Annotated in this window: 14 protein-coding genes; 3 read left to right on the top strand and 11 right to left on the bottom strand. The window is 65.6% G+C overall.

Annotation, left to right across the window (positions count from 1 at the left end; genetic code table 11):
• Positions 1 to 23: 23 nt before the first annotated feature.
• From CXY83_RS09100 to CXY83_RS09115, 4 genes are read right to left on the bottom strand one after another with little or no spacing between them, the layout of a single operon-like run.
• The gene (locus CXY83_RS09100; protein ID WP_104197044.1) at positions 24 to 887 is read right to left on the bottom strand and encodes an aldehyde dehydrogenase; all 864 of its coding nucleotides are present in this window, start codon (positions 885 to 887) and stop codon (positions 24 to 26) included.
• The gene (locus CXY83_RS09105) at positions 884 to 2431 is read right to left on the bottom strand and encodes an aldehyde dehydrogenase family protein (RefSeq protein WP_104197045.1); all 1548 of its coding nucleotides are present in this window, start codon (positions 2429 to 2431) and stop codon (positions 884 to 886) included. The genes CXY83_RS09100 and CXY83_RS09105 overlap by 4 nt, the downstream gene beginning before the upstream one ends.
• A gap of 9 nt (positions 2432 to 2440) precedes the next feature.
• Entirely contained in the window at positions 2441 to 3454 is a 1014-nt protein-coding gene (deoC, locus tag CXY83_RS09110) for a deoxyribose-phosphate aldolase (protein ID WP_104197046.1), read from the bottom strand.
• Positions 3451 to 4407, bottom strand: a complete 957-nt coding sequence (locus CXY83_RS09115) for a sugar-binding transcriptional regulator (RefSeq protein WP_104197157.1) — start codon at positions 4405 to 4407, stop codon at positions 3451 to 3453. Before CXY83_RS09115 ends, deoC begins: the two co-directional genes overlap by 4 nt.
• Before the next feature lie 126 nt (positions 4408 to 4533).
• Between CXY83_RS09115 and CXY83_RS09120 the strand changes: the two genes are divergently transcribed.
• Positions 4534 to 5478, top strand: coding sequence for an ROK family protein (locus tag CXY83_RS09120; protein WP_104197047.1), 945 nt, complete (start codon positions 4534 to 4536; stop codon positions 5476 to 5478).
• Positions 5479 to 5484: 6 nt separating this feature from the next.
• Here the strand turns inward: CXY83_RS09120 and CXY83_RS09125 are convergent, their stop codons facing one another.
• The 6 genes from CXY83_RS09125 to truB all read right to left on the bottom strand — a co-directional run bounded on the left by CXY83_RS09125 (position 5485) and on the right by truB (position 10217).
• Positions 5485 to 6705: an MFS transporter gene (locus tag CXY83_RS09125; protein ID WP_104197048.1), complete on the bottom strand. Its 1221-nt coding sequence runs from the start codon at positions 6703 to 6705 to the stop codon at positions 5485 to 5487.
• A gap of 9 nt (positions 6706 to 6714) precedes the next feature.
• Positions 6715 to 7368 carry a ScbR family autoregulator-binding transcription factor gene (locus tag CXY83_RS09130; protein WP_104197049.1) on the bottom strand — a complete coding sequence of 218 codons (654 nt, stop codon included), beginning with the start codon at positions 7366 to 7368 and terminating at the stop codon, positions 6715 to 6717.
• Positions 7369 to 7462: 94 nt separating this feature from the next.
• Positions 7463 to 8410, bottom strand: coding sequence for a bifunctional riboflavin kinase/FAD synthetase (locus CXY83_RS09135; protein ID WP_104197050.1), 948 nt, complete (start codon positions 8408 to 8410; stop codon positions 7463 to 7465).
• A complete protein-coding gene (locus CXY83_RS09140) occupies positions 8407 to 8862 on the bottom strand; it encodes a hypothetical protein (protein WP_104197051.1) in 456 nt (151 codons plus the stop codon). Before CXY83_RS09140 ends, CXY83_RS09135 begins: the two co-directional genes overlap by 4 nt.
• Positions 8863 to 8922: 60 nt before the next feature.
• Positions 8923 to 9291 carry a hypothetical protein gene (locus CXY83_RS09145; protein WP_104197052.1) on the bottom strand — a complete coding sequence of 123 codons (369 nt, stop codon included), beginning with the start codon at positions 9289 to 9291 and terminating at the stop codon, positions 8923 to 8925.
• Positions 9288 to 10217, bottom strand: a complete 930-nt coding sequence (truB, locus tag CXY83_RS09150) for a tRNA pseudouridine(55) synthase TruB (RefSeq protein WP_104197053.1) — start codon at positions 10215 to 10217, stop codon at positions 9288 to 9290. The genes CXY83_RS09145 and truB overlap by 4 nt, the downstream gene beginning before the upstream one ends.
• Before the next feature lie 75 nt (positions 10218 to 10292).
• Here truB and CXY83_RS09155 point away from each other — a divergent pair, with 75 nt between their 5' ends.
• Positions 10293 to 11285, top strand: coding sequence for a ketopantoate reductase family protein (locus tag CXY83_RS09155; RefSeq protein ID WP_104197054.1), 993 nt, complete (start codon positions 10293 to 10295; stop codon positions 11283 to 11285).
• A gap of 18 nt (positions 11286 to 11303) precedes the next feature.
• On the opposite strand, the gene CXY83_RS09160 is transcribed toward CXY83_RS09155, so the two are convergent.
• Complete coding sequence (locus CXY83_RS09160) at positions 11304 to 11906, bottom strand: hypothetical protein (RefSeq protein WP_104197055.1); 603 nt, start codon at positions 11904 to 11906, stop codon at positions 11304 to 11306.
• A gap of 23 nt (positions 11907 to 11929) precedes the next feature.
• Between CXY83_RS09160 and CXY83_RS09165 the strand changes: the two genes are divergently transcribed.
• Positions 11930 to 12826: an A/G-specific adenine glycosylase gene (locus tag CXY83_RS09165; protein WP_104197056.1), complete on the top strand. Its 897-nt coding sequence runs from the start codon at positions 11930 to 11932 to the stop codon at positions 12824 to 12826.
• Positions 12827 to 12828: the final 2 nt, after the last annotated feature.

Below are 12828 nucleotides of genomic sequence, written 5' to 3' on the forward strand. Positions count from 1 at the left end.
GAGTGTCCTCCCACGCTGTCGATTCAGAGAATAGCCTTGGTGTGCCAGACCGTTTTCAGTTCGGTGAAGGCGAGGATGCGATTCAGCGCCGGTGTGGCGGCATCCGCTCCCGCCTCGGGCGGGAGCACCCGCTTGAGCGTGTCGGCGGCGCTGATCTGCAGCTCCACCCAGTCCAGGTTGCCAGCACCGACGAGGTCGAGGGCGTTGACGTCGGCGTGGGTGGCCAGCCAGGGCGCGATCTCGGCCGGCGAACCGGTCACGATGTTGACGACACCGCCGGGCACGTCGCTCGTGGCGAGCACTTCGCCCAGGCTGATCGCCGACAGCGGAGCGTGCTCGTTGGCGACGACGACGACGGTGTTGCCGGCGACGAGGGCTGGCGCGATCGCGCTGACCAGGCCGAGCAGCGATTCGGTGCCCTGCGGCGCGATGATCGCGACGACACCCGTCGGTTCTGGTACGGAAATGTTGAAGAACGGGCCGGATACCGGGTTGGCGTTGCCGGCCACCTGCACGTATTTGTCGGCCCAGCCGGCGTACCAGACCCAGCGATCGATAGCCTCGTCGACCTGAGCGCTGGCGACGGCGGCGTTGACGCCCTCGCAGTTCACGATCTCGTCGATGAACTGGTTCCGGCGGCCCTCGAGCAGTTCGGCGATGCGATACAGCACCTGGCCGCGGTTGTAGGCCGTGGCGCCGGCCCACCCACCGAGGGCGCTCCTGGCGGCGACGACCGCATCACGGGCATCCTTGCGGCTGCCCTTGGCCGCATTGGCGAGAAAGTCGCCTGTGTGTGAGAGCACCTCATAGACGCGGCCGGATTCGCTGCGCGGAAACTTGCCGCCGATGTAGAGCTTGTATGTTTTAGGAATGGCGAGGCGGTTCACTTGGCGGCCTTCTCTGCGGATGCGGACTTCTTGCCGGCGGATGCGGACTTCTTGGAAACGGACGGTGTTTGCTGGTTGGAGGCGGCGATCGACCGCGAGCCGCTGCGCACGGCGGGTTTCAGATAAGCAGCGAGGCCGTGGCGGCCGCCTTCGCGGCCATAGCCGCTTTCCTTGTAGCCGCCGAAGGGGCTCGACGGGTCGAACTGGTTGAAGGTGTTCGCCCAAACCACGCCGGCACGCAGCTTGTCGGCGACGGCGAGGATGCGGCTGCCCTTGTCGCTCCAGATTCCGGCGGAAAGACCGTAGGGGGTGTTATTGGCCTTTGCGACGGCCTCGGCCGGGGTACGGAAGGTGAGCACGGAGAGCACCGGTCCGAAGATCTCGTCGCGGGCGATGCGGTGGCTGGTAGACACGTTGGTGAAGATGGTTGGCGAAAACCAGAAACCGTTCGTCGGAATTTCGCAGTCGGCGCTCCAACGTTCGGCGCCCTCCTGCTCGCCCAGATCGGACAGTTCCCGAATGCGCGCGAGCTGTTCGGCGCTGTTGATGGCGCCGATGTCGGTGTTCTTATCGAGCGGGTCACCCAACCGCAGCGTCTGCATGCGGCGCTTGAGCCGGTCGATGACGTCGTCGTGGATGCTTTCCTGCACGAGCAGGCGACTGCCGGCGCAGCAGACGTGACCCTGGTTGAAGAAGATGCCGCGCACGATTCCCTCAACGGCCTGATCGATCGGGGCGTCATCGAAAACAATGTTGGCGCCTTTGCCGCCGAGTTCGAGACTGAGCTTTTTGTCGGTTCCAGCGATCGAACGGGCAATCGCCCGACCGACCGAGGTCGAACCGGTGAACGCGACCTTGTTGACGCCTGGGTGGTTGACGAGAGTCGCTCCCGTGCTTCCGTCGCCGGTGATGATGTTCACGACACCGGCCGGCAGGTCGGCCTGCTGCAGGATCTCGGCGAACAGCAGCGCGGTGAGGGAGGTCGTTTCGGCGGGCTTGAGCACGACGGTGTTGCCAGCGGCAAGCGCCGGGGCGATCTTCCAGGCCAGCATCATGAGCGGGAAATTCCACGGGATGACCTGAGCGGCGACACCGAGAGACGCCGGGTTGGGTCCCACTCCGGCGTGGTCGAGCTTGTCTGCCCAGCCGGCGTAGTAGAAGAACCAGGCGGCGACGAGGGGAATGTCGACGTCGCGGGTTTCCTTGATCGGCTTGCCGTTGTCGAGTGTTTCCGCGACGGCCAGTTCGCGGGCGCGTTCCTGCACGAGTCGAGCGATGCGAAACAGGTACTTACCCCGGTCGCTGCCGGAGAGGCGGGACCAGACGCCGTCGTAGGCGTGGCGGGCGGCCGAAACGGCATCGTCGACATCCGTTTCGTTGGCGGTGGCGATCATCGCGATCTGCTGTTCGGTGGCCGGGTTGATTGTGTGAAACGGGGTTCCGCGACCGGCGGTGAACGCGCCGTTGATGAACAGGCCGTAGTCGCTTTTGAGGCCCAGCAGTGCCGTCGATTCGGGGGCGGGGGCGTAGTCGAGAAATTTCATGGTCGTTCCCTAATCAATCGTCACGTAGTCGGGGCCGGAGTAGTGCCCGGTCGTCATCTTCTGGCGCTGCAGCAGCACGTCGTTCAGCAGGCTGGAGGCGCCGAACCGGAACAGGCGCGGACTGAGCCACTCCTCCCCCACCGTCTCGGCGACCGTCACGAGGTATTTGATGGCGTCTTTGGAGGTGCGAATACCGCCGGCCGGCTTCACGCCGATACGCACACCGGTAAGGCGGTGCCAGTCCCGCACGACCTCGAGCATCGACAACGTCACGGGCAGAGTCGCGGCTGGGGCGACCTTGCCGGTGGAAGTCTTGATGAAGTCTCCGCCGGCCAGAATAGCCAGCCAGGAGGCTCGACGCACGTTGTCGTAGGTGTTCAGTTCGCCGGTTTCGAGAATCACCTTGAGGTGAGCCACCGACCCGTCGGCGCGGCGGCAGGCCTCTTTCACGGCAACGATCTCGTCGTAGACCTGACCGAACCGGCCGGCCAGAAACGCTCCGCGGTCAATGACCATGTCGATCTCGTCAGCGCCGGCCGCGACCGCGTCGCGCACATCGGTGAGCTTGATCGCGAGGGATGCGCGGCCGCTCGGAAACGCGGTGGCGACGGCGGCGACGTTGACACCGTCGGTTCCTCCGGCCGCATGGGCTGAGCCAAGCGCCGTGACGGCTGAACCGACCATGTCACCGTAGACGCAGACCGCTGCGACACGGGGTGTGCCCGGGTCGCCCGGGTCGGGCACGAGGGCCTTGGCCACGAGCGAGCGCACCTTGCCGGGGGTGTCGGCGCCCTCGAGGGTGGTGAGGTCGATCAGGCCGATGATGGTATCGATCGCCCAGCGTTTGGAACTGGTCTTGATTGAACGGGTGCCGAGGTCGGCGGCGCGGGCTTCGAGGCCGACGGCGTCGATTCCCGGGATACCGTGCAGGTACCGGCGCAGGTTGGCGTCGGTGGCCTCCCCGCCGATCAACGCGAGGGCACGCTGGTCAGGCTGATAGGTAGCCAGAGGGCTGTTGGTCAAAGGGTGTCCTTTTCCTGGAGCAGAGCGTTCGCGGTGTCTTCGTCGGTGACCAGCACGGTACACAACCCGTTGCGCACGACGGCGCGGGCAATGGCATGCTTATCGTTTCCGGAGATGACCGCGATGGTGAGCGGGGCACGGCGCAACTGATCGATTTGAATACCGACCGTTCGTTCATTGAGTTCAGGGTCCACGATGCGGCCGTTCGCATCGATATAGCGGCCGACGACGTCGCCGACGGCACCGCGCGAGACGAGGTCATCGATCTGTTCCACGGTCAGGAAACCGCTGTCGACGAGAGCGGAATTCGCATCTGCTTGGCCGGCGCTGAAGAGATAGGCCTGCGCGTTGCGGGCCAGGGCGAGTACCCCGGCGACGGCGCGGTCGGCTTCCATCGCCTGCTTGGTTTCAAGACGTTCGAAGACGGCGGGGCTCGGCAGCAGGGTGGCCGAGCCGTCGGCCTTGTGAGCGATGGTCACGGCAGTGGATGCCGCGGTGCCGGTGCGTTGGTGCAGGCTGACGCCACCGTTGATCTGAACCACGTTCACGCCTGGCGCCCAGCCCTGCTTCAGGTGCAGGGACACATCGTGCAGGGTGCGACCCCAGCTGATACCGAGAGTGCGCGGGATCGGGCGCAGGCTCGTGAGAAAGTCTGCGGCGGCCTGCGCGGTACGCGACTGCAGTTCGGCTTCGCTCGACACACCCGCGGAGGAAACGACGATCGCATCGGTGAGGCCGGTCGATTCGCGGAGGCGCCGCTCGATCGGCAGGCGGCGGGCGCGCGGGTGCACGATCTCGATGCGGATGAACCCGTTTGCCTTCGCGCTTGCCAGCAACCGGCCGACCTTCCAGCGGGTCAGGCGCAAAATCACACCGATCTCGTCCTGGGTCTGGTTCTCTTCGTAGTAAAGCTCGGCGGCACGAATGGAGAGGAGTTCGTCGGTATCGCTCATGTCGGTGTCGCGGTCCAATCGTTTGACTCCAGCCTACGTCGACCCAACGCGTGAATCAACGGTCGTGGGAATTGTTGCTCATATGAGCAAATACCGGGCCGGGATCGCGACCAGTACGATCAACGCATGAGCACCAGTGCAGCGCCCCAGTTTGTTCTCGCCGTCGATGTCGGGGGTACCAAGGTTGAATCCGCCCTCGTTGACGACCACGGCCGGGTGCTCACATCCAGCCGGCACCGCGCAGCGACCGGGTCGAGCGCTTCGAGCGAACAACTCGCCGTCGCTGTCACGAATGCAGTAACTCAGACCCGATTGAGCCTGCCCACCGGTGCGGCCCTGGTTGGAGTTGGCATGGGCTGTGCCGGGCCGATTCACCTGCAGCAGGGGGCGGTGTCACCGTTGAACCTGCCGGTCTGGCGCGAGTATCCCCTGAAAGATCAAGTCGCCGCCCTCGTTCCCGATCTGCCGGTGCGCCTGCGCATGGACGGGCTCTGCATCACACTTGCCGAACACTGGGTGGGAGCGGGAAAGGGCGTCGACAACCTGATGGGCATGATCGTTTCGACCGGCATCGGTGGCGGCCTGATTCTCGGTGGCGTCACCGTGTCTGGACCAACCGGGAATGCCGGCCACATCGGCCACATCGAAGTCGGCGGTTTTGACGATCCCTGCGCCTGCGGTGGAATCGGCTGCATCGAGGCGATCGCCTCGGGGCCGAAGACCGTCGCCTGGGCACGGACGCAGGGATTCAACGGCGAGTCGGGAGAAGATCTCGCGGCGGCCTACTCGACCGCCGATCCGATTGCGATCGCCGCCGTAACGCGCAGCGGCCGGGCACTCGGTCATGCCATTGCGTCCGCAGCGACGCTGCTCGATCTCGACGTGGTCACTATCGGTGGCGGCTTCGCCAACGTCACTCCCGACCTGCTCGATTTCGCACGGGAAACGATCGCGCGGCGGGTGCAGTTCGCCTACGCGACCCGCGTGCGAGTGGTACCGTCGGCGCTGTCCGGCGATGGCCCGCTGATCGGCGCCGCGGCGCTCATCCACCGTGCCCATCTCGTGCCGTGATGGCAATCAGCGAGTGAGCGTCAAGTCGTCCTCCAGCATGTGCGGACGCCCGATCACCGCGCCAGCGATGACGATGGCCAGCGCGGCCGTCAACAAGAAGATGAGCGGCCAGGTCCACCCGCCGCTGAGTTCATGCAGCAGACCGAAGACCAGCGGCCCGAGCGCTCCCAGGGTGTAGCCGATGCTCTGCACGAAGCTGCTGAGGGCCACTGCGCCGGCGTGAGTGCGGGTGCGCAGGTTGATCAGGACGAGTGCGAGGGGAAAGAATAATGGTCCGAGCCCGGCGAGACTGACCCAGAGCCAGGTCAGGGTTTCCGGTGCGAATAAGAGCCCGAGGTCACCGGCGACGAACGCGAACACACCGACGTAGACGAGCGGCCCGACGTTGGTCATGCGGGCGGTGAGGACCGGAATGATCAGTGCGCACGGAATGCCCATGCTGGCATAGAGCGCCAGAAGAGTTCCGGCCTGGGCGGGACTCACGCCGGCGGTGTCGACGAGTAGCTGCGGCAGCCAGGCGAACATGGCGTAGGCATTGAGCGACGAGACCGCGAACACGCCCGCGAGGGCCCAGGCAATCGACGACTTCCAGAGGCGCCCGAGAATGGTGGCGTCGGCCTCCTCGATGATCGCGTCCGGCGTTCGTGCACGGTGCCGCACCAGCATGGTGATCCAGGGCACCAGGGCGAGCAGGGCGAGGAGCATCCACATGCCGAGCGAGATGCGCCAGCCGGCGGTATCCGCTACCGGGACTGCAATCAGTGGCGGTACCAGGGTGCTCAGTGATACCACGGTGACATAGAGGCTCGTCATGAGCCCAACCCGGTCGGGAAAGTACTTCTTGACCAGCGGGGGCAGCAGCACGTTTCCGATGCCGAGCCCGGCGAAAGCGATGACGCTGCCGATGATGAGCATGGTGATCGAGCCGGACAGGCCGCGGGTGACATGACCGAGCAGAATCGCCACGAGGGCGAGTACGAGTGGTATTTCGAGGCCGTGGCGGCGGGTGATCATGGGGGTGAAGATGCCGAACAGGGCGAAGCACACCGGCGGGAGCATGCCGAGCACCCCGAGCGACACCGCGCCGAGGGGAATGTCGACGTTGATTTCGGCCACGATCGGCGAGAGGGCGGCGACGGCGGTGCGCAGGTTTGCCGCGACCAGGATGATGCCCAGGAGAGCGAGGCTGCGTCCGGGCCACAGTCGGCGGGACACGGCGGTTTTCACTTGGTTAGTCTACGGCCGATCCGCGGCGCGCTGCCGCTGCACGTCGGCAGCCAGATTCTTCAGGTCGTCCCAGCGCCCGGGGGCAACGAGTCCGGGCAATATCAACGCCCACATCTCGGTTAGTCGCTGGTCGATGTCCCCACGCCGGGTCAGCACGTCCGAGACAACCTGCACCCCCGTGAAACCGGCGGTGCAAAACCGTGCCGCGGCCGGTACATCGATCGTTGACGCTACATCTCCGTCGGCGATCCCCCGACGCAAAAATTCCTCGCAGGCGACCATCCAGTCCCGGTAGGGCGCGGACACCGGAGTCGAGAAGTTCACGGCCTCGATGGTCAGGCGCACACCGGCGCTGACGACCTGGTCATCGCGCAGTTGGCGAGCCAGCTCGTAGGACATGGAAACGAGCGCACGCAGGCCGGGCGTGTTGTTCTCGAGCAGCTGACGACCGGCATCGACCGATTTCTCGTGCTGAGCCGTGATTATGGCGACCGCAAGGGCTTCCTTGGAATCGAAGTGAAAGTACAGTGCTCCCTTGGTCACGCCCGCGGCAGCACTCACCTGCGCGAGCGACGTGCTCCCGTACCCGCGCTGCTCGAAGGCTTCCGCGGCGCCACGAATTATCGCCGCCCGCGTTTCTATCGCTCGTGCTTGTTGCCGCATGGAACCCCCAGGAAAATATTGGTCTGCCCAGCGTACCCGGGCAAACCGGCCTCGATGGGTTGACCCCCGAAACCGGTGCCGCCTGCGGTGGCGATTAACTCAGGCTTTCGCGGCCCAGAATTACCCGAACCCGCACAACGTCATCGCGGATCTGCGCGATCAGCGGATCGATGCCCGAGTACGCGACCATGCCGCGAATCCGCTCCACGAACGATACCTCCACGACGTGGTCATAGAGGTCTAGATCGACCTCGTCCAGCACGTACGCTTCGACCTGCTTCTGGGCCACTCCGTCGAAGGTGGGATTATTGCCGACCGAAATTGCTGCCGGGTAGCGCGATCCGGCATCCGTCAGCCACCCGGCATAGACGCCATCGGCAGGGATCAGGCCGTCGGAGTCGGCCGACAGGTTGGCGGTGGGAAAGCCCAGCTCGCGGCCGCGCGCGGCACCGTGCACGACGACTCCGCGCACGGATGGCAGGTGGCCGAGCAACCGGCCGGCTTCGGTCACCGCGCCGCTGCCGAGCAGCTCGCGGATCCAGGTCGATGACACTCGGCGTTGCCCGTCGGGCTTCACATCGTCGATCAGAGCCACCTCGTAGCCGAACTCGGTGCCGAGGTCACGGAGCATGGCGATATCGCCAGCACCGCCCGTACCGAAGCGAAAGTCACGACCGACCAGCACAACCCGGGCGTGCAGCGCGGTGACCAGAATGCGTTCGATGAATTCACGCGGGGGAAGGCGGGAGAGAGCATGGTTGAACTCGAGCAGCAACGTCGCATCGACCCCGGTCTCGGCGATCAAGTCGAGTTTCTGCTGGGCGCTGACCAGCGCGCTCGGGCAGGTGGCTGGAGAGAGCAGGGCGAGCGGATGCCGGTCAAAGGTGACCACGACAGTCGCGAGTTGTTCCCGGTCGGCGATAGCCTTGAGCTCAGCGATCACGGCCCGGTGCCCGGCGTGCACGCCGTCGAACTTTCCGATACTGACGGCCGAGGCGGGCCAGTCGTTCGGTACCGAATCGATACCGTACAGGGTTTTCATGCGCGACTCTCGGTGACTGCCGGGTCGGCGGCCACCGACACCGGGTGGCGTCTGAGCCACCACATGCCCAGAAGTGGCAGCACGAGGGGAACAAAACCGTAGCCCTGACCGAAGACCGACCACACTGTTTTATGTTGGAACAGCGCGGGGTCGACCAGGCTCAACGTTCCGACGACGAGCACGCCGAGCAGTTCGAAGCTGATGGTGATCCAGGCGATGCGATACCAGCGGCGGCTGCGCTTGATCAGTGCAACCGTTGCGGCGACGTAGACGACAGCGGCGAGGGCCGACAGCGAGTATGCGAGCGGGGCGTCTTCAAACTCGGAGGCTATCTGCACGAATGAACGCCCCGTGGCGGCGAGGGCCAACACCCCGTAGACAGCAATGAGGAGTCGCCCAATGCCGCTCACCCGGTGGGAGGGGGAGGGCTCTTCGGTGTCGGATAGTGTCATTGCTCGGCATTCATCTGGTTCGACAATTATTGCAGCATCCGCAGCGAACCTGAAACCGCGTCAGCTGCCCTGCACGTTCCAGATCTGGTTCATGCGGTAGACCATGACGGCGACCGACAGACATGTCACCCCGAGAATGACCGTGCTCCAGCGGCTACGTTCCACCAACGCCCAGAATCCGGCCACGACCGGCAGTAGCATGGCGCTGACCAGGTAGGTGTAGAACTCGAGCAGGTTGCCGGTGGCATCGTTGCCGGCCAGCGGCGCCGCGATTGCGGCCGCGAGCTGCACGATCAACAACAACTCGACGAGTGCGGTCGCGCCCATGGTGAGGTCGGTGGGTTTGCGCCCGGCGAGGCCGAGGACGACGCAGAGCAGTCCGCCGGGCACGGCGATGGCCAGTTGCAGCCACGTGAACCATTCGATCATGGGGTCGGTGTCGATTCGCTGGCGTCTGATGTGCCGGGTTTATCCGGCGCGAAGTTCAGCAGCACCTTGGCCTGGTCACCACGGTATTCGATCAGTCCGACCAGTCGGCCGTCGGGAGCGATCGCGGCGACCGGTCCGGTGCGGGTGGGGTCTCTCTCGATGGTGATGCGCTTGCCGTGGCCGAGGTCGATGGCCTCTTCTGTCGACAGGTCGAGGCGTGGGAGCAGACGGGTGGCGGCATCCGCTGGCGAAATGAGCTGCGCGACGACATCGATCCGCTCGAGGGTGGCGGCGTTTTCGATTCGGAACGGGCCGATGCGGGTGCGGCGGAGCGCGGTGAGGTGTCCGCCGACGCCGAGCGCGGTGCCCAGGTCACGTGCCAGGGCGCGAATGTAGGTGCCAGAGGCGCACACGACGCGAACCTCGAGGTCGAGAAAACCATCTCCGTGCGTGCTGGAACGCAGTTCGAACTCGCTCACGGTCACCGGCCGAGACGGTAATTGCACGTCTTCGCCCGCGCGCACTCGGGCATAGGCGCGTTTGCCGTCGACCTTGATGGCGCTGACCGCGCTCGGCTGCTGGCTGATCTCACCGGTGAGGTCCGCGATTCCGGCCGCGACGGCCGCCGCACTGATAGCGGCGACCTGCTCGTCGGTCGCGCGGGAAAGTTCGTCGCCCTCTGCATCATCCGTTGTGGTGGACTGGCCGAGGCGGATGGTCGCGAGGTATTCCTTGTCGAGGCCGACGACATAGGTGAGCAGCCGGGTCGAACTGTCGACGCCGAGTACCAGCAGCCCGGTGGCCATGGGGTCGAGAGTGCCGGCGTGGCCGACCTTGCGTGTGCCGGCGAGACGCCGGGTCCTGGCGACAGCGTCATGGCTGGTCCAGCCCTGCGCCTTGTCAATGAGTAAAAGGCCGCTGGTCACTAGTGGAGGTTATCAGCGTCGGACTGGGGGCATGGTGCGAATCACCTGCCAGCCCCGGCCCGTAGTATGTGAGCCGTGAGAATCGCGGTGATCGGTGCTGGTGCCCTGGGCAGCACATTCGCCTGTCTGCTTGCTGAGCAGGGGCACGATCTGGTGGTGACCATGCGCGGGGCCTCGCTGCCAGCGGTGCTGGCCGACGGCATCCATGTGACGGGCGGCTACGGTGATCGGTTCGCCCGACCGCTGGCCGTTGAGCGCTTGGTCGAACCGTGTGACCTGGCGCTGATCTGCACCAAGGCGCAGGATGCTGCGGCGGCGATTGCCGAGAATGCCGCAGCGCTGGACGGAACCCCGGTGCTCGTCGTACAGAACGGACTGGACGGGGTCAGCACCGCCGAAAGGCTGCTGCCGCGGTCAGAATGTTTCGGACTGATCACGATCATTGCTGCCCACTATGAAGGGCCGGGCCGGGTTCGGGTGACGACGGCGGCGCCGAGCTATCTCGGACGAGGCGACGGCCCGGTCGATGCGGCGACCCGGCGCTGGCAGGCGGTTCTTGACGCCGCTGTACCCACCCTCGCCCTCGATAACTTCGTCGGCGCCCAGTGGACCAAGCTCGTCGTTAATATGCTCAACGCCCTGCCTGCCATCACCGGGCTCAGCGTGCAGGAGGTGATCGGGCAGGCGGACCTTCGCCGGTTGATGACCCGGAGCATGCGCGAAACCGTGCGGGTAGGCCTCGCCAGCGGGGTTCGGTTTCACACGCTGCAGGGGCTGTCGCACCGGCGGCTGCGTGCCTTTGCGGTTGCGCCGCTTTGGGCCGGCCAAGTGTTGCCACTGTCGATGCGCGCACGTATGGGCAAGGTGGCAAACCAGGGTTCGACCCTGCAGAGCCTCGCGCGCGGCCGACGCACCGAGATCGATTTTCTGAACGGAGCGGTGGTGCAGGCCGCAACCGAAGCGGGCGTGGCCGCGCCGGTGAACGCGCTGCTGACCAAACTCGTGCACGAGGTCGAGCGCAGCGGTCGGTTTTTGACCCCGGCCGAGGTTCGGTCCCGGCACTGGTAAGCGCTCAGCCGCAACCGGTCAGCACCGATCCGTCAGCACGCGCCGCGGAGCCTCCGGGTCGGTCGTGTCGACCACAGCCGACACGACGTCCCGCGGATGCACTTCGGCGTGGTACTGCAGGTCAGAAGCGTTTACCGCTGCGCCTTCCAGCAGCACGCTGTACAGCCAGAGTCCGTGTAGTTCGGGCCGGTTGATGTAGTCACCGTCGATGATCAGGATGGCGTCGGCGGGAGCGGTCTGCCAGGTCGGTTGAATCCAGGTGTCCCGATCGGGGTCGAACTCTTCGGTGACGAAGCCGGTGCTGCCACCCATGCGAAAGGGCTCGACGAGTACTCGGCGAAGCGCTGAGTAGTCGTAGCCGACTCGGTAGCGATGGTCCGGTGTATCGGGCGCTAATCGCTGCTGTTCGGCACGGGAATGCTGGAAGTAGCGCAGGCTGGCCCGGAATACGTGCAGTTCATCTTCCCGGAACACCGCGGCCAGGTCATCGCCGAAGGCGGTGCGACCACCGGCATCCGGTCCGTCGATGGCAATGATGGTGCGGCCGCGGCCGTAGTTGTGCAGGATCTCGGCGGCGAGGGTGCGCAGAAATTCTGTGCGCGGTGTGGAAACCAGCTTCATGAATCGAGCCTAGGTTAGAACGGATGAACGTCACACCTTTGATTCCCGCCACAGACGGCGTCAGCACCGCGCTCAATGCGTGGTTCGTCGCGAACGCCCGCGACTTGCCATGGCGGCGCGACGGCTTCGGGGCCTGGGGCATTCTGGTGAGTGAGTTCATGTTGCAGCAGACTCCGGTGAACCGAGTCATTCCGCGGCTCGAGGAGTGGCTGGCGCGCTGGCCCACGCCGGCTGCACTGGCCGCGGTGCCGCCGAGCGAGGCGGTGCGCGCCTGGTCCAGCCTCGGCTACCCGAGGCGCGCGCTCTGGTTGCATGCCGCAGCGGTGCAGATCACCGAACTGCACGGGGGTATTGTGCCCTCCGACATTGACAAACTGCTGGCCCTGACCGGCATCGGAGATTACACCGCGCGCGCGGTGGCCGCGTTTGCATATGGCCATCGGCATCCGGTGGTCGACACGAACACACGACGGGTGATCGCCCGTGCAATCGCCGGAGCGGGCGAGCCTTCGCCGCCCAATCGTGGCCGCGACCTTGATGCGATGAGCCTGTTACTGCCGCAGAGCGTGCAGGAAGCGGCGCTGTTCAACGCCGCAATCATGGAACTCGGCGCGGTGGTCTGCACCAGCCGCAGCCCCCACTGCGACGTATGTCCAATTCGGAATGCATGTGCCTGGCGAGCCGCCGACTACCCGGAGTACACCGGTGCCCGCAAAACGGTGCAGAAGAAGTTCGCTGGCAGCGACCGGCAGGTGCGCGGCCTGATCATGGCCGAGCTGCGCTCCACTCACCGGTCGGTGACGGATGCCGAGATCAACACACTGTGGCCGGATCCGGCCCAGCTGCAACGCGCGCTGGCCAGTCTCGTGGCCGACGGTCTGGCTATACCGGTGCGCGATGGCTACACCCTGCCGGACTAGTC

The organism is Cryobacterium sp. M15 (assembly GCF_002929675.1).
In the GTDB taxonomy this organism is placed as follows: domain Bacteria; phylum Actinomycetota; class Actinomycetes; order Actinomycetales; family Microbacteriaceae; genus Cryobacterium; species Cryobacterium lyxosi.